Genomic DNA, 15,257 nt, shown 5'->3' on the forward strand with positions numbered 1-15,257 from the left:
GCAGGGGGTCGCGGGTTCGAGTCCCGTCCGTTCCGCCACTTATTAAGAGCCCTGAGCTAACGCTCAGGGCTTTTTTCTTTGCTTGTCATATGATTATTGCTGTTTTAGCAAAAATCCTCTGCTTTAATCGATCTTTTTCTCGATCCTCTCGTTCGTCATAATGATTCCAGTTAACCCATTTTGATAAATAAAGAGGAATTTCATGACTATCCCTGCATTCGGTTTAGGTACTTTTCGTCTGAAAGACGACGTGGTTATTGCTTCTGTTAAAACGGCGCTTGAACTGGGCTACCGTGTTGTCGACACTGCGCAAATCTATGATAATGAAGCGGCTGTTGGTCAGGCAATTGCTGAGAGTGGCGTACCACGTAGCGAGCTGTACATCACCACCAAGATCTGGATTGAAAACCTGAGCAAAGACAAGCTGATCCCAAGCCTGAAAGAGAGCCTGAAAAAACTTCGTACGGATTATGTCGATCTTACGCTGATCCACTGGCCATCACCGGGGGATGCCGTGTCTGTTGAAGAATTTATGCAGGCATTGCTTGAAGCTAAAGAACAAGGTCTGACTCGCGAAATTGGCATCTCAAACTTCACCATTCCGCTGATGGAAAAAGCCATTGCTACAGTGGGCGTGGAGAATATTGCCACTAACCAGATTGAACTGTCTCCGTATCTGCAGAGCCGCCAGGTGGTTGACTGGGCGAAAGCGCACGGTATCCACATCACCTCTTACATGACGCTGGCTTACGGTAAGGCGCTGAAAGATGAGGTGATTGCACGCATTGCGGCTAAGCATAATGCGACTCCGGCACAAGTTATCCTGGCATGGGCAATGGGAGAAGGTTATTCAGTAATCCCTTCTTCCACCAAGCGTGAAAACCTGGCAAGTAACCTACTGGCACTGGAACTGCATCTGGATGCCGAAGATAGAGCAGCGATCGCGGCACTGGATTGCAACGACCGCCTGGTTAGTCCGGAAGGTCTGGCCCCTGAGTGGGATTAATTGCCTGACCCTTTGTATCCTTTAACCCTCTTTCACAGCTCCTTCGGGAGCTGTTTTTATATGTTCACTTAAGAAGTCGATAAATGCCCGGATACGTGTACTGACGGCACGATCGCTGTAGTAAACGGCGCTGAAAGGCATTTCTACCGGCAGACGCTTATCGGCCAGCAGTTCCACCAGTTCTCCCTGCTCGATCTCTTTGTCAATCATATAATCTGAAAGACATGCAATGCCGTTACCGTTCAGGCAAAGCTGTTTTAACGTTTCTCCGCTGTTGGAAGAAATCCCACATTCGATCTCATGGAGCTGCCCATCGCTACAGGCTATTGGCCAGGTATTGAGCGAGATGGGTTCAGAAAACCCCAGGCACAGATGCCGTTTTAACTCTTCAACGCTCTCAGGCTTGCCAAAGCGGGCAATATAGTCAGGTGAAGCGATAATCTTGCGATAGCTGGTAAATAACGGGCGCGCGCGCAGACTTGAATCTGTCAACGTGCCTGCGCGTATCGCAACATCCACTTTTCGTTCAATAAGATTGATGAACGTTTCTGAGGAGACAAGAGACAACGTCATTTCCGGATACCGTTCACGAAAAGGTTTGATCAGCGGCATCAGGAAATGCAGCATTACCGGCGTTGCCGCATCGATACGCAGTAAGCCGCGCGGAGTATTACGCGACTCCATGATTTCCGTTTCTGCTGCGGCCATTTCTTGCAGTATCTGCTGCACACGCCTGAAGTATCGCTCTCCTTCTTCGGTCAGGCTCAGCTGTCGGGTCGTACGATTAAGCAGACTGACGCCGAGCTTCATCTCCAGCTTTTTAACTGCCCGGCTGACAGCGGAATTGGCCTGGCCGAGCTGCTCTGCCGCCCGACTGAAGCTGCCGCTTTCCACGACAGCGACAAAAATTGCAAGTTCTTCGGAGGTTGCTTTCATTTTTGCACCTGAAGCAAAATTAAATTGATATTTTGAATATTTTTGTCATTAAAACATCCAGGCATACTGCGTGTCATCTGATTACTGATGTTATGGAGTTATTTATGCCTCTCGCTTTATTTGCACTGACAATAAGTGCCTTCGCTATTGGCACGACTGAGTTTGTGATTGTCGGCCTGGTGCCGACCATTGCACAACAACTGGCGATCTCGTTACCTTCCGCCGGAATGTTGGTTTCAATCTACGCGCTGGGCGTGGCTATTGGCGCGCCGGTGCTGACTGCTCTGACCGGACGCTTACCGCGTAAACAGTTACTGGTCGCGCTGATGGTCTTGTTTACGGCCGGAAATTTGCTGGCATGGCAGGCACCGGGCTATATGACATTAATCGTCGCCCGTCTGCTGACGGGGCTGGCGCACGGTGTGTTCTTCTCAATTGGCTCTACCATCGCGACAAGTCTGGTGCCGAAAGAGAAAGCGGCTTCCGCGATCGCCATTATGTTTGGCGGCTTAACGGTCGCGCTGGTCACGGGCGTGCCGCTGGGAACATTCATCGGTCAGCATTTTGGCTGGCGCGAGACTTTTCTTGCGGTATCACTGTTAGGAGTGATTGCGCTGATTAGTAGCCAACTGCTGATCCCGGCTAACATCCCCGGTCGGGCTGCCGCCAGCATTCGTGACCAGGTGAAAGTGCTGACCCATCCTCGTCTGTTGCTGATTTACGCCGTTACGGCGCTGGGCTATGGCGGGGTATTCACGGCATTCACCTTCCTGGCGCCGATGATGCAGGATCTGGCTGGATTCTCTCCGGCAGCAGTAAGCTGGATCTTGCTGGGCTATGGCGTATCTGTGGCTATCGGCAATATCTGGGGCGGCAAACTGGCAGATAAGCATGGCGCCGTTCCTGCGCTGAAATTCATTTTCGCCGCGCTGTTTGTTCTGCTGATGGTCTTCCAGGTGACCGCGTCTACTCAGTACGCCGCACTGGTCACTATTCTGGTGATGGGGATCTTTGCCTTTGGCAACGTACCGGGTTTGCAGGTCTACGTTGTTCAGAAAGCCGAACAATTCACGCCTAATGCGGTAGATGTGGCATCAGGACTCAACATTGCAGCGTTTAACATTGGTATTGCATTGGGTTCAGTGATTGGCGGGCAAACGGTGGAGCATTACGGTTTGGCGCAGACGCCGTGGATTGGCGCCCTCATTGTTCTGGTGGCTTTCTTACTGATGGGCGTCAGCGGTCGTCTTGATAAACCTGTACGCATTGCTCTGGGGTAAATCATTGATGTAAGCGCCCACTTACAAAACAAACTGCAATTGTTCGTTGAAAGTGAGTGCTAAAATCCCTATAACAGAAGAACCAGTCCGGCTGCGGACTGGTTGACGTTACAGAGGTTTGAAAGTCTAAAGTGCGAAAAAACACCTATGCCATGCGTTATGTTGCCGGACAGCCGGTAGAGCGGATTTTACCGCCAGGCTCGTTTGCGCATATTGGCCAGGCATTACCCGCAGGCGCTCCGTTAAGCAGTGAAGATCGTATTCGCGTGCTGGTATGGAATATTTTTAAGCAGCAGCGTGCAGAATGGCAGTCGGTGCTGAAAAATTTTGGCAAAGACGCGCATCTGGTGTTATTGCAGGAAGCACAAACCACGCCTGAACTGGTGCAGTTTGCGACCGCTAACTATCTCGCTGCCGACCAGGTACCCGCCTTTGTGCTGCCTCAGCACCCCTCTGGCGTTATGACGCTCTCCGCCGCCCATCCTGTTTACTGCTGTCCATTGCGCGAGCGTGAGCCTATCTTACGGCTGGCGAAATCAGCGTTGGTGACAGTTTACCCGTTGCCTGATACGCGTTTATTGATGGTGGTGAATATCCACGCGGTAAATTTCAGCCTTGGCGTTGATGTCTATAGTAAGCAGTTACTTCCTATTGGCGATCAGATTGCCCATCACAGCGGTCCGGTGATCATGGCGGGTGATTTCAATGCCTGGAGCCGTCGACGGATGAATGCGCTGTACCGCTTTGCGCGCGAAATGTCGCTGCGCCAGGTGCGCTTTACCGACGATCAACGCCGACGCGCGTTTGGTCGCCCTCTCGATTTTGTGTTCTATCGTGGTTTGAACGTGAGTGAAGCCTCTGTGCTGGTCACCCGCGCATCCGATCACAATCCGCTACTCGTTGAATTCAGTCCCGGCAAACCTGAACAATAACGGTGTATCAGGTCTGCCGTAGGGCAGACCTGTAGTGGTGCTGCCCTTCCTATTAAACAACAACCGAAGGACAACACAATGACAACACGCTCTCATCATGACAACGTCGAAAAACAGTTTGGCTCTCAGGCTAATGCCTATTTGACCAGTGCGGTACATGCCTCTGGCCGCGATTTGCAACGCCTGTCCGCAAGGTTGTCAGCATTTCCGCAAGCCCGGTTACTGGATATGGGATGCGGAGCAGGGCATGCCAGTTTTGTGGCTGCGCAGCAAGTCAGGCAGGTCGTAGCTTATGATTTATCGTCACAAATGCTTGAAGTGGTGGCGGAGGCGGCAAAAGACAGGGGGCTGGAAAACCTCTCCACGCGCCAGGGTTATGCCGAAAGTCTGCCATTTGAAGATAACGCTTTTGATGTGGTGATTAGCCGCTATTCCGCGCATCACTGGCATGATGTCGGGCGCGCGCTGCGCGAAGTGAACCGCATCCTGAAGCCCGGCGGCGTACTGATCGTGATGGATGTGATGTCGCCGGGTCACCCTGTACGTGATATCTGGTTACAAACCGTGGAAGCGTTGCGTGATACCTCGCACGTACGCAATTATTCCAGCGGGGAGTGGCTGTCTTTAATCAATGACGCCAACCTGATTGCTGACACCTTGTTAACTGATCGTCTGCCTCTGGAGTTCAGTTCGTGGGTTGCGCGGATGCGTACGCCTGCGGCGTTGACCGAAGCGATTCGTTTATACCAGGAGAGTGCTTCTGCTGACGTGAAGGCCTACTTTGCATTACAGGAAGAGGGTTCGTTTACCAGCGACACGATAATGGTAGAGGCGCATAAAGCAGGATAAATAAAAAAGGCACTGGGGGGAAACCAGTGCCTTCATTTCAACAATGTTATCAGGAGTCCGGCATACCGTTGTTTTTCACAAACAACGTTAGCTGATCGCCAGGCTGCAGGTTGTCCGTATCGCTATTCCAGCGCATCACATCCTTGATGTTAACCCCGTGACGTTTGGCAATGCTCGACAGCGAGTCGCCCTTACGGACACGATAGGTGATGCTATCGCTGTTGTTAGCCAGTCGCTGCGCGCTGGTTCCGGCGCCTACCGTCAGGCTTTGGCCTACTTTCAGGGAAGAACCACGCAGATTGTTCCACTGTTTCAGGTCTTTTGTGCTCACGCCAAGACGTGAAGCAACGCCAGAAAGCGTATCGCCAGAGCGAACCTTGTAGCTACGGCTGTTCAGCGGCGTGTTATCCGCGAGCAGCGTTGACTGCACGGCTGCAATTTCGCCTGAAGCCAGAGACTCACGCAGTTTTTCTGCATGCTTCTTTGGCACCATCACGTATTGCGGACCGCTGGCACCCAACGTGGAGCCTTTCACGCCTGCATTGAAGGTCTTCAGCTTGCTGACGGATATACCCGCCATATCGGCAACCTGAGCCATCTCAACCGGGCTATTCAAGCGAACACGTGCCAATGCGCGGCTTTCGTCTGTTGTAGGCAGACGCACGCCATAGCGCTTGCTGTTTTTGAGAATATCGCTCAAAGCCAGCATTTTGGGCACATACAGCTTCGTTTCCTGAGGCAACGGTAACGACCAGAAGTCGGTGGATTTACCACGCGCTTTGTTCGTTTTGATCGCCTTCATCACGCGACCTTCACCGCTATTATAAGCAGCAATGGTCAGCAGCCAGTCGCCATCAAACATCTTGTTCAGACGCTGCATCATGTCGAGCGCGGCAGTGGTGGAAGCCACAATGTCGCGACGTGCATCATAATTGCGGGTCTGCTTTAAACCATAATTGCGCCCCGTGCTCGGAATGATCTGCCAAATACCTGCGGCATTGGCGCCAGACGTTGCGTGAGGATCAAAAGCGCTCTCCACTATGGGTAGTAGTACCAGTTCCATTGGCATGTTACGTTTCTTAACCTGCCCGGCTATCCAGTACATATACGGCTCTGCCCGTAAAGTTACATCGTGGAGATAGCTCTTATTGCGTAAATACTTCTGTTTCTGTTCGCGAATCCGGCTGTTTTCCGGAATTCCCATCTTTAGCTCGTCACCAATGAAAGCCCACAAATCTTGATCAGCAGCGATAGATGTTCCATCGTCCATCCATCGCGCCTGACTTGTAAACTTTCCTGCTTCCCCTTGACCAGCTGCAGAAAGGCTCTGTGCGTGCTGTTGGACGTTACCAGTATTCTGGCACCCAACAAGCAGGACAGAGGCGAGTAATATCGCTTTTGCCTTCATGTGTGTGTCAATAGTTGCTTAAAAGACGACCGATCATAACGGCGAAGTTTTCAAAAGGCAACCCGGAATTGTCAGAACGTATCTTTCTTTGACCTTAACCAGGCAAAACGCTCTTCAGGTTGTTGCAATATTGTTTCTTTGTTTATTTCGTTAATTAAATCAATATCTTCAGTTCGCAAAAAAATATTATTTCGCCGCTCATTTTTCAGAATTACGGGTAGTGTCATTTGTTTTTTTACGCGTAACTCATTAACTTTACGATAATATTCATTTATGAACGAATCGTGCGGGAGGATGCTTAAAGCAAACTTCATATTTGCTAATGTGTACTCATGTGCGCAACAAATCAAAGTATCATCGGGAAGAGCGCTGATTCTTTTAAGTGATTGATACATCTGCGTTGCAGTACCTTCGAAAAGCCGACCACAGCCCCCAGAAAAGAGCGTATCTCCGCAAAATAGGTAAGGTTGGCTAAAGTAACAGATATGTCCTAAAGTGTGACCCGGAGTGGCAATTACCTTAAATTCATGCCCCAATACGAGTGCAATATCGCCATCTTCGACTATGTGCGTCGTTCCCTTATCTTGCGTTTCAGCCGGTCCGTATACCACTATTTGTGGGAAGTGTTGCAGGAGTTCTTTCACGCCGCCAACGTGATCCTGATGATGATGGGTCAGCAGAATGGCCTCTGGCACCCAGTTATGTTCTGCAATGGCTTGCAGAACTGGGGCGGCTTCGCCCGGGTCGACAATCAGACAATGTTGGTCATTATTTGACAGGACCCAGATGTAATTGTCCTGAAATGCAGGAATACTGTTAAGATTCATATCTTACCTCTCAAAGTGAAACGGAAGGTTATGATGAAACCGGCAAGGATCCCTCAAACTGTCGTAGCGCCCGTGAGCTGGGGTGATTTACCCTGGGGCGAATACTATCGTGAGGCGCTGGAGCATCAGCTTAACCCGTGGTTCGCAAAAATGTACGGTTTTCATCTGCTTAAAATTGGTAATTTAAGCGCAGAAATCGATTCTGAAGCGTGCGCGGTTTCTCATCAGGTAAATGTTTCTTTGCTGGGTTCTCCCATGCAGGTAACGGCCGATCCTTTACATCTGCCCTTTGCCGACAAGTCAGTGGATGTCTGTTTGTTGGCCCATACGCTACCGTGGTGTTCCGATCCGCATCGGTTACTGCGTGAAGCCGATCGCGTGCTGATTGATGACGGCTGGTTGATTCTGAGCGGGTTTAATCCGGTAAGCCTGATGGGACTGCGTAAACTGGTGCCGGTATTGCGCAAGACCTCGCCTTACAACAGTCGGATGTTTACCCTCATGCGTCAACTAGACTGGCTCTCTTTGCTAAATTTTGAAGTGATGCACTACAGCCGTTTTCATGTCCTGCCCTGGAACAAGAAGGGCGGGAAAATGTTAAGCGCCCATATTCCTGCCCTGGGATGTTTGCAACTGGTGGTCGCACGTAAGCGAACCATTCCGCTTACGCTCAACCCAATGAAACAAAATAAAAGCAAAACGCCAATCCGCCAGGCCGTTGGCGCTACCCGGCAATACCGCAAACCGGACGCTTAAGCCTCGGCCTGATAACCAATGTCATCCTGAGTGGGGCTCATTGCCGCGGCGCGCGCAAGCTCATCGCAGCGTTCGTTTTCCGGATGACCCGCATGGCCTTTAACCCATTCCCATTTGATTTGATGTGGACCCAGCGCGGCATCCAAACGTTTCCACAGATCGACGTTCTTTACCGGTTTTTTATCTGCCGTTTTCCAGCCGCGCTTCTTCCAGTTGTGGATCCATTGCGTGATGCCCTGGCGCACATACTGGCTGTCGGTACTGAGTATTACTTCACACTGCTCTTTCAGGGCTTCCAGCGCAACGATTGCCGCCATCAGCTCCATGCGATTATTGGTTGTGAGGTTGTACCCTTCACTAAAGGTTTTTTCGCGTCCGCGATAGCGTAAAATCGCCCCGTAACCACCTGGCCCTGGATTTCCCAGGCAAGAACCATCGGTGAAAATTTCTACCTGTTTAAGCATCTCTGGTAGACTTCCTGTTTTAGCAAATCGAAATCAAACGATAAGTCTGACATAAATGACCGTTATGAGCACTGGAATTACACGACAGGTAGTCCTTGATACCGAAACCACCGGTATGAACCAGATTGGCGCCCACTACGAAGGCCACAAGATCATTGAGATCGGTGCGGTTGAAGTGGTGAATCGCCGCCTGACCGGTAATAACTTCCACGTTTACCTGAAGCCGGATCGGCTGGTGGATCCGGAAGCGTTTGGCGTACACGGCATCGCAGACGAATTCCTGCTCGATAAGCCTACATTTGCCGAAGTTGCCGATGAGTTTCTCGACTACATTCGCGGCGCGGAGCTGGTCATCCATAACGCATCGTTTGATATCGGCTTTATGGATTACGAGTTTGCTAAGCTCAATCGTGGTATTCCGAAAACCAACGAATTTTGCAAAATAACCGATAGCCTGGCGCTGGCAAGGAAAATGTTTCCTGGCAAGCGAAACAGCCTTGATGCGTTATGCTCGCGTTATGAAATAGACAACAGTAAACGAACCCTGCACGGCGCATTGCTCGATGCCCAGATTCTGGCCGACGTTTATCTGATGATGACCGGTGGGCAGACCACCATGGCGTTCTCGATGGAAGGCGACAGCCAGCAGCAAAATGACACGGGGATCCAGCGCATTGTTCGACAGTCCAGCAAACTACGCGTTGTTTTTGCCACTGATGAGGAGTTAGCGGCCCATGAGTCGCGGCTTGACCTGGTGCAGAAGAAGGGGGGAAGTTGTCTCTGGCGGGCGTAGATGACCCAATTACAGTGCAGAAATGACCATTCGGGTGATTTTTGCAGCAAACGATTAAAAACGTGAGAAAAAGCGTTGACGAGGCGCGAGGCAATCCGTAATATTCGCTTCGTTCCCAAGCGGAACACAACGCGGAGTGGTAGTTCAGTTGGTTAGAATACCTGCCTGTCACGCAGGGGGTCGCGGGTTCGAGTCCCGTCCATTCCGCCACTATTCAGAAAGCCTGAATCAGAAATGATTCAGGCTTTCGTCGTTTTAGTCCCACCCAAAATAACAATCCCTTCATTACACTGTATCGATACATCCGCGCTGCCGGGCGGGAAACACATCAGGTCATCCTTAACCCGACGCATATCGTAGAGGCGATTAACCCGCGAAGTGATTCATCACGCAGGCGAAGCGGGGTGAAAAGTTATCGCCAATAAGAACCGTTTCCTCATTCAGGTGCTTCAGCATATATAGCTTGTCGGCACGTTCGTAAGCGTCGAAGAAGAGATAATCGACAGCATCCGTTGCGTCATCATCGGGGGATTTTTCACGTCCATCGGGAGTGAGCATGAAAACGCCTGCGGTATGGCCGAGCGGACGGGCGTAGCGAAAGAACAGTTTTCGGTTAACCGTGAACTCACCATCATCACTTTTGAATTTCCCTTGTACTGACAATGAAAGGTGTCCGGAATTGTAGCTAGTGATCAGCATAATTCCGTTGAGTTCCTTTTTGCTATTTTGGATATCGAGTATCGACGTGAATTCCGATGAGCATGAAAAGCTGATTTCTTGTTTCTTCGCATTCCCGGCGATAATGAAAAAAGCAATGGCCGCCAGCCCAAAAATGGCAATTACCACTGACCATAGTAAAGGAGAGTGATCGCTTTCCTGCTTCATATCATTCCTCATAATGACGATACTGGCTGACGCAATGGTAATAGCCGAGGTTTAGTCCGCATTCAGCGGCAAACGACCACTCAACCAGGTTATGGTTGCTCGCCCACGTATTAAGATAGAGATCTTTTGGATGCGAACAGTTTGGGGTAATTCCCACTGACTTGAATATATCCAGCGCTTTCTTTTCAGTTATGGTATCGGTGAGAGCATTCCCTAATATATGTACCCGGCATTGCTCGTAGTCGATTGTCCGCAGAATAGCTGCGTCCGTCATGGCGATTTCATTGGGGATCCATGTTAACCACGCTGTCGCCAGCACTGCGAGGCCGGTGATTAACGTTGTTATTGCGACAGGCCATCGGTTCCGGTTCTTTTTGTTGAGCTTCGTTGCAACATTGGCAATTCGCGCTGGTGTTTGCGCCTCTTCCAGTTGCTGAATATTGATATTGACATCGCCCATCCGAAATCCCATTCGCGGAATGGTGACGATGAGCTCTGCAGGGTGACCCGTTGACGTTATTGCTTTGCGCAGAAATGAAATGTGCTGGTTGAGATTGGCATCCGTCGCCCGGGCGCCATTATGCTGGAAAACATTCAGCAGAATTTCATCGCGCGAGGAAATCTCTTTACCATTTTGCAACAAATAGAGCAGTAATTGCGTTGCCACATTATTCAATGTGGCCATTTCACCGGATGTCAGGTCTTTTAGGGTATTTTTATTTGGTCTGAAAACTAAGCCATCACCAATAATTACGGATTTAATTTTGTTTATTGGTATATGAGAAATCACTGATGTCTCCTTTAAAGCAGGATATCTCGCATTCGAGTGGGGGAAGCAATAGCATAACATAATTCATTTATAAAAAATGGTTGCGCCATAGATCGCTTCATTAATATTTATATAACAATATTTTAATATTTCTTATAGATGTCTCATTCTCCTTTCTCTCTGTCACTATCTTATTGTCATTACTCGGTTTTGATATCCACCTTCATTTTTACAAAACTTTCATAAATACATTTTGCCTGGTGTCCGGACTAAATAAAAAAATAGTTGATAGATAAAAACTCTATAAAAACGCAAAATAATAGATATTAACACTAACGGTTGCCTGAATTTTGGCGATTTTTTAGGTAAACGATCGTTGTGCAGGCGGTGATACAACACGATTCCCTGAGTTTGATTAATACCGTATTTTTGCATTGTGTCATTTTTCTGCCGACTTAATATAAGCCCCGAAACAGCCTGAACAGCTGTAGACGGTATTTCGTATGGAATGCCAGCGATGTTCAAAATAAGGGGCGGGTTGAGATGGATTGTTTGCAAGGATATGCGCTACCGCCACCTGCAGATCAGCATTTCCATGACTTAAATGTCTGCGGAAATAGATCGTCGGAATAACTAAAAACGGATATAAGGTTAAGTAGTAATATGAAAATGAAAAACGTGGCTGTGGCCTGCGCGCTGATGGCGGGAATGACTTTGACTGCCTCTTCTGCTTTCGCTGCAAAAAATGTTGAACCGACTAACGGTAAAATTCAGTTCACCGGTTCTCTGGTTAATTCCGCATGCGGTCTGGCACCTGAATCCAGCCCGGTGCAGGTTAATTTTGGTGAGATCCCAACCTCTCAGTTAAAAGACAACCAACGTGCTGGCGTTAAGCATGCCAAAATCGTTCTTCAGGGCTGCGACACCACCGTTGCGAAAACGGCCACTGTGACCTATACCCCGGCAACAATTGATACAGACAACAACGCGCTGGCTGCATTCACTTCTGGTACTGCAAAGGGCGCGGGTATTGGTATGGTTGACAGCGGCAACCAGGATGTGGAATGGGGTAAAGCTGCCTCTCAGGTCAACATCACTGACGGCGAAACTGACATTGATTTCGTGGCTTATCTGCAGGCAAACAACGCTTCTGCAGCGGTAACACCGGGTGATTTCGAATCTACCGTTAATTTCCAGATCGACTATCAGTAATTACCCGCAGCGGGCGCATTAATGCGCCTGCTTAACCCTTCCTGCGAATAACTGAAAGGAAATACGGTTATGCCTGGATGGCGAATTTTACTGCTTTTTGTCTTTATCTCGCCTGCATGGGTTATGGCTGGCGCCAATCGTCTAAACAGTACGCCCGGCAAAATGCGCATGCGAGGAAATATTATTGAGGCTGCCTGTTATGTTGATCCGCGCGACCGATCGCTACTGGTTGAATTCGATGATCTCTCTGCCAGAGATATTTCTGGAAGACCAGAAAAAGTGTCCGCGCATGATTTCAGTATTCATTTGCTGGGATGTTCATTAGGGGATTCTCAACATTCCGGGAATGTGTTTCAACGCGCCAATATTACCTTTTCTGGTGCGCCCGACAGGGACAATCCTGATTATCTGAGCGTGCAGTCGGAAACTGAAAATTTAGCAATAGAAATATACGACAGCAAAGGACAGCAAATTCATCTGGGCGAACCATCACCGGATTATGTGCTTAATCCAGGGAAGAACACGCTCAACTTTACGGCTTATTTGATCTCCCGTGACGGAAGAATGACATCCGGCGAATTTACTGCGGTCACGCATTTTGTTGTGAATTATCTCTGAGCTGCACTGCAATTCGGGTATCTGAAGGTTTGCGAACGAAAATGATCACGCTGAAAACAGATAAAAAACGCCTGGCGCTATTTATTACTCTGGTTTGTGCCTCTGCATGGGCTGAAGCGGATGAGGCCGTTGAATTTAATACTGACGTACTGGATGCCAGCGACCGGCAGAATGTCGATTTGCAGCGTTTTTCCGAAGGCAACTTTGTGACTCCCGGTGAATATCTGCTGGATGTTCGTATTAACAGCCAGGAAATTCCTCAGCAATCGATCCGCTATATCGTCGATCCTGCCAACTCGCATAAATCCATGGCGTGTCTGACGCCACAGCAACTCGAATTACTGGCGCTCAAAGAAGAGGCACTGACCTATATTCATCCGATTAGCGCGACATGTTATGACATTTCCCATCTGCCGGGTGTGGCGTTGAATAATAGCGCAGGCGTACTGGACATTACCGTGCCGCAGGCATGGATGAAATATACCGATCCAGACTGGACGCCGCCGGAACGCTGGGATAATGGCGTCGCGGGGCTGATTTTTGACTACAGCATCTCGGGTCAGGCCACACATTACGAGCAGGGGGGCGATCGTTACCGCTCTCTTTCTGGCTACGGGCAAACAGGTTTTAACCTCGGCGCGTGGCGCTTTCGCGGGCAGTATCAGGCCAATTACGCTTCTGATGATAATCGTGGGCGTATCGACTGGGATCAGATCTATGCTTATCGCCCATTACCGATGCAGGCGGCAAAACTGACGCTTGGCGAAATCTATCTGAATTCTCAGGTCTTTGATTCGGTTCGTTTTACCGGGGCTAACCTCGCCAGCGATGAGCGTATGCTGCCACCGAATTTGCAGGGTTACGCGCCTGAAGTTCATGGCATCGCTCGTAGTAACGCCAAGGTCACCGTTAGTCAGCAGGGCCGTGTTATCTATCAAACCACCGTTCCTGCGGGGCCGTTTAATATTCAGGATCTGCACGGCTCGGTACGCGGCACGTTGGATGTACGCGTTGAGGAACAGGATGGCAGCGTACAAACCTTTCAGGTTAATACGGCTGATATACCTTACCTGACGCGCCCAGGCTACGTTCGCTACAACGCCGCGGTCGGTAAGCCATCGCTTTACAACCATGACATTCAGGGCCCTGCGTTTTATACCGGCGATTTTTCATGGGGGGTCAGCAATGCGTGGTCGCTGTACGGCGGCGCGCTGCTCACTGGCGAGCGCTATAACGCCTGGTCGATGGGGATTGGGCGGGATTTGAGCTGGCTGGGGGCGTTGTCGGCGGATGCGACGCAATCCGTGAGCCGTGTGAAGCATCAGGCTGAACAAAAAGGCATGTCCTTTAAGCTCAGCTATGCCAAAACCTTCGATGAATACAACAGCGCCATCACCTTTGCCGGGTACCGCTTTTCACAGCGTAATTTCCGCACTTTTTCGCAGTTTCTCGACGAGCAGTATGCCAATAACAACAGCGCCGGTAACGAAAAAGAGATGTACACCATCACCGGTAACAAGACCTTTTTTGCCGACGATCCGCAGTTAGCCACCACGCTGTATCTGACCTACACCCACCAGAACTACTGGGATCGTCGTTCGCAGGATCGTTACGGGTTGTCGATGGGACACAGCTTTTCGTTGGCGGGCATCCAGGGGATAAGCGCCAACCTTGCGGCTTACCGTTCTGAGTATCAGGGCAAACGGGACGACAGCCTTTCGCTTTCAATTTCGATTCCCTGGAGCGATGGCCGCTCCATGGATTATGAGTTGCAGAACAGCGGCAACCAGACCAGCCAGATGGTTTCGTATTCCGATAACCGCGACCGTAACAACCCATGGCGTTTGCGCGCAGGGGTTTCCGGTGAAGGGCGCACGGCATTTGATGGCTATTACAAGCACCGCAGCATGATGGCGGAGCTGGAATCTAACGTCAGCTGGCAGCAATCACGCTATTTCTCCGTAGGCGGCACGATGCGCGGCGGTTTTACCGCGACGCGTCACGGCGCGGCGTTGCACAACAGCCAGGCGTCAATGAATACCGCCAGAGTGATGGTTGATACCGACGGTGTGGCGAATGTACCGCTGAACGGCGAACAGGCGCATTCAAACCGCTTCGGTATTGCCGTGGTACCGGACGTCGTCAGCTATCACAGCTTTGATACCCGCATCGATGTGGACGCAATGGACGAGGATATTTCCGCGACCAAAGCCATCGTCACCAACACCCTGACGGAAGGGGCGATTGGCTATCAGCGCTTTGCCGTGGCGCAGGGGCAAAAAATGATGGCGCTGCTGCGCCTGAAGGATGGTTCGGTCCCGCCGTTTGGCGCCGAAGTGTTTAACGCCAACGGCGTCAGCGTCGCCATGGTGATGGAAAACGGCATGGCCTGGATTGCCGGTGTGAATCCAGCCGAGCGTCTTTCCGTGGCGTGGGGCGGCCGAGCGCAGTGTCACTTACAGGTGCCACAACAACTCAACCCGGAAGGTAACGTGCTGTTGCCTTGTGAATAATTTCAATAA

The 15,257-nt window shown here is 50.3% G+C and carries 15 protein-coding genes and 1 tRNA gene; 10 read left to right on the top strand and 6 right to left on the bottom strand.

The window, feature by feature from the left end; genetic code table 11:
* The first annotated feature begins 202 nt into the window (after positions 1-202).
* Entirely contained in the window at positions 203-1,006 is an 804-nt protein-coding gene (gene dkgB, locus FDW96_RS17635; RefSeq protein WP_137366050.1) for a 2,5-didehydrogluconate reductase DkgB, read from the top strand.
* Positions 1,007-1,027: 21 nt separating this feature from the next.
* On the opposite strand, the gene yafC is transcribed toward dkgB, so the two are convergent.
* Positions 1,028-1,942 carry a DNA-binding transcriptional regulator YafC gene (yafC, locus tag FDW96_RS17640; RefSeq protein WP_061383113.1) on the bottom strand — a complete coding sequence of 305 codons (915 nt, stop codon included), beginning with the start codon at positions 1,940-1,942 and terminating at the stop codon, positions 1,028-1,030.
* A 104-nt stretch (positions 1,943-2,046) separates the two neighbouring features.
* Here yafC and FDW96_RS17645 point away from each other — a divergent pair, with 104 nt between their 5' ends.
* The 3 genes from FDW96_RS17645 to FDW96_RS17655 all read left to right on the top strand — a co-directional run bounded on the left by FDW96_RS17645 (position 2,047) and on the right by FDW96_RS17655 (position 5,003).
* On the top strand, positions 2,047-3,222 hold the full coding sequence (locus tag FDW96_RS17645; RefSeq protein WP_042310505.1) for an MFS transporter: 1,176 nt from the start codon (positions 2,047-2,049) through the stop codon (positions 3,220-3,222).
* A 131-nt stretch (positions 3,223-3,353) separates the two neighbouring features.
* Positions 3,354-4,154, top strand: a complete 801-nt coding sequence (locus FDW96_RS17650; RefSeq protein ID WP_038637479.1) for an endonuclease/exonuclease/phosphatase family protein — start codon at positions 3,354-3,356, stop codon at positions 4,152-4,154.
* Positions 4,155-4,232: 78 nt separating this feature from the next.
* Entirely contained in the window at positions 4,233-5,003 is a 771-nt protein-coding gene (locus tag FDW96_RS17655) for a class I SAM-dependent methyltransferase (RefSeq protein WP_061383112.1), read from the top strand.
* A 49-nt stretch (positions 5,004-5,052) separates the two neighbouring features.
* On the opposite strand, the gene mltD is transcribed toward FDW96_RS17655, so the two are convergent.
* Positions 5,053-6,411 (bottom strand): murein transglycosylase D, encoded by a 1,359-nt coding sequence (mltD, locus tag FDW96_RS17660; RefSeq protein WP_042310500.1) that lies wholly within the window; start codon positions 6,409-6,411, stop codon positions 5,053-5,055.
* Positions 6,412-6,482: 71 nt separating this feature from the next.
* Entirely contained in the window at positions 6,483-7,238 is a 756-nt protein-coding gene (gene gloB, locus FDW96_RS17665; RefSeq protein WP_042310498.1) for a hydroxyacylglutathione hydrolase, read from the bottom strand.
* Positions 7,239-7,271: 33 nt separating this feature from the next.
* Here gloB and FDW96_RS17670 point away from each other — a divergent pair, with 33 nt between their 5' ends.
* Positions 7,272-7,994, top strand: coding sequence for a class I SAM-dependent methyltransferase (locus FDW96_RS17670; protein WP_137366310.1), 723 nt, complete (start codon positions 7,272-7,274; stop codon positions 7,992-7,994).
* Here the strand turns inward: FDW96_RS17670 and rnhA are convergent.
* Complete coding sequence (rnhA, locus tag FDW96_RS17675; RefSeq protein ID WP_137366051.1) at positions 7,991-8,458, bottom strand: ribonuclease HI; 468 nt, start codon at positions 8,456-8,458, stop codon at positions 7,991-7,993. The genes FDW96_RS17670 and rnhA overlap by 4 nt on opposite strands.
* 64 nt (positions 8,459-8,522) lie before the next feature.
* Between rnhA and dnaQ the strand changes: the two genes are divergently transcribed.
* Both dnaQ and FDW96_RS17685 read left to right on the top strand, forming a co-directional pair.
* Entirely contained in the window at positions 8,523-9,251 is a 729-nt protein-coding gene (gene dnaQ, locus FDW96_RS17680; protein WP_042310534.1) for a DNA polymerase III subunit epsilon, read from the top strand.
* 133 nt (positions 9,252-9,384) lie between these two features.
* Positions 9,385-9,461, top strand: a tRNA-Asp gene (locus FDW96_RS17685).
* Positions 9,462-9,617: 156 nt separating this feature from the next.
* Here FDW96_RS17685 and FDW96_RS17690 read toward each other — a convergent pair.
* Both FDW96_RS17690 and FDW96_RS17695 read right to left on the bottom strand, forming a co-directional pair.
* Positions 9,618-10,136 (bottom strand): hypothetical protein, encoded by a 519-nt coding sequence (locus FDW96_RS17690; protein WP_042310494.1) that lies wholly within the window; start codon positions 10,134-10,136, stop codon positions 9,618-9,620.
* A gap of 1 nt (position 10,137) precedes the next feature.
* Complete coding sequence (locus tag FDW96_RS17695; RefSeq protein ID WP_137366052.1) at positions 10,138-10,926, bottom strand: winged helix-turn-helix domain-containing protein; 789 nt, start codon at positions 10,924-10,926, stop codon at positions 10,138-10,140.
* 642 nt (positions 10,927-11,568) lie between these two features.
* Here FDW96_RS17695 and FDW96_RS17700 point away from each other — a divergent pair.
* From FDW96_RS17700 to FDW96_RS17710, 3 genes are all read left to right on the top strand, one after another.
* Complete coding sequence (locus FDW96_RS17700; RefSeq protein ID WP_038637500.1) at positions 11,569-12,117, top strand: fimbrial protein; 549 nt, start codon at positions 11,569-11,571, stop codon at positions 12,115-12,117.
* 69 nt (positions 12,118-12,186) lie between these two features.
* Positions 12,187-12,735 (top strand): fimbrial protein, encoded by a 549-nt coding sequence (locus FDW96_RS17705; RefSeq protein ID WP_042310489.1) that lies wholly within the window; start codon positions 12,187-12,189, stop codon positions 12,733-12,735.
* 41 nt (positions 12,736-12,776) lie between these two features.
* Positions 12,777-15,248, top strand: a complete 2,472-nt coding sequence (locus tag FDW96_RS17710; RefSeq protein ID WP_042310487.1) for a fimbria/pilus outer membrane usher protein — start codon at positions 12,777-12,779, stop codon at positions 15,246-15,248.
* Positions 15,249-15,257: the final 9 nt, after the last annotated feature.

Source organism: Citrobacter sp. TBCS-15 (assembly GCF_005280815.1).
Lineage (GTDB): Bacteria > Pseudomonadota > Gammaproteobacteria > Enterobacterales > Enterobacteriaceae > Citrobacter > Citrobacter werkmanii.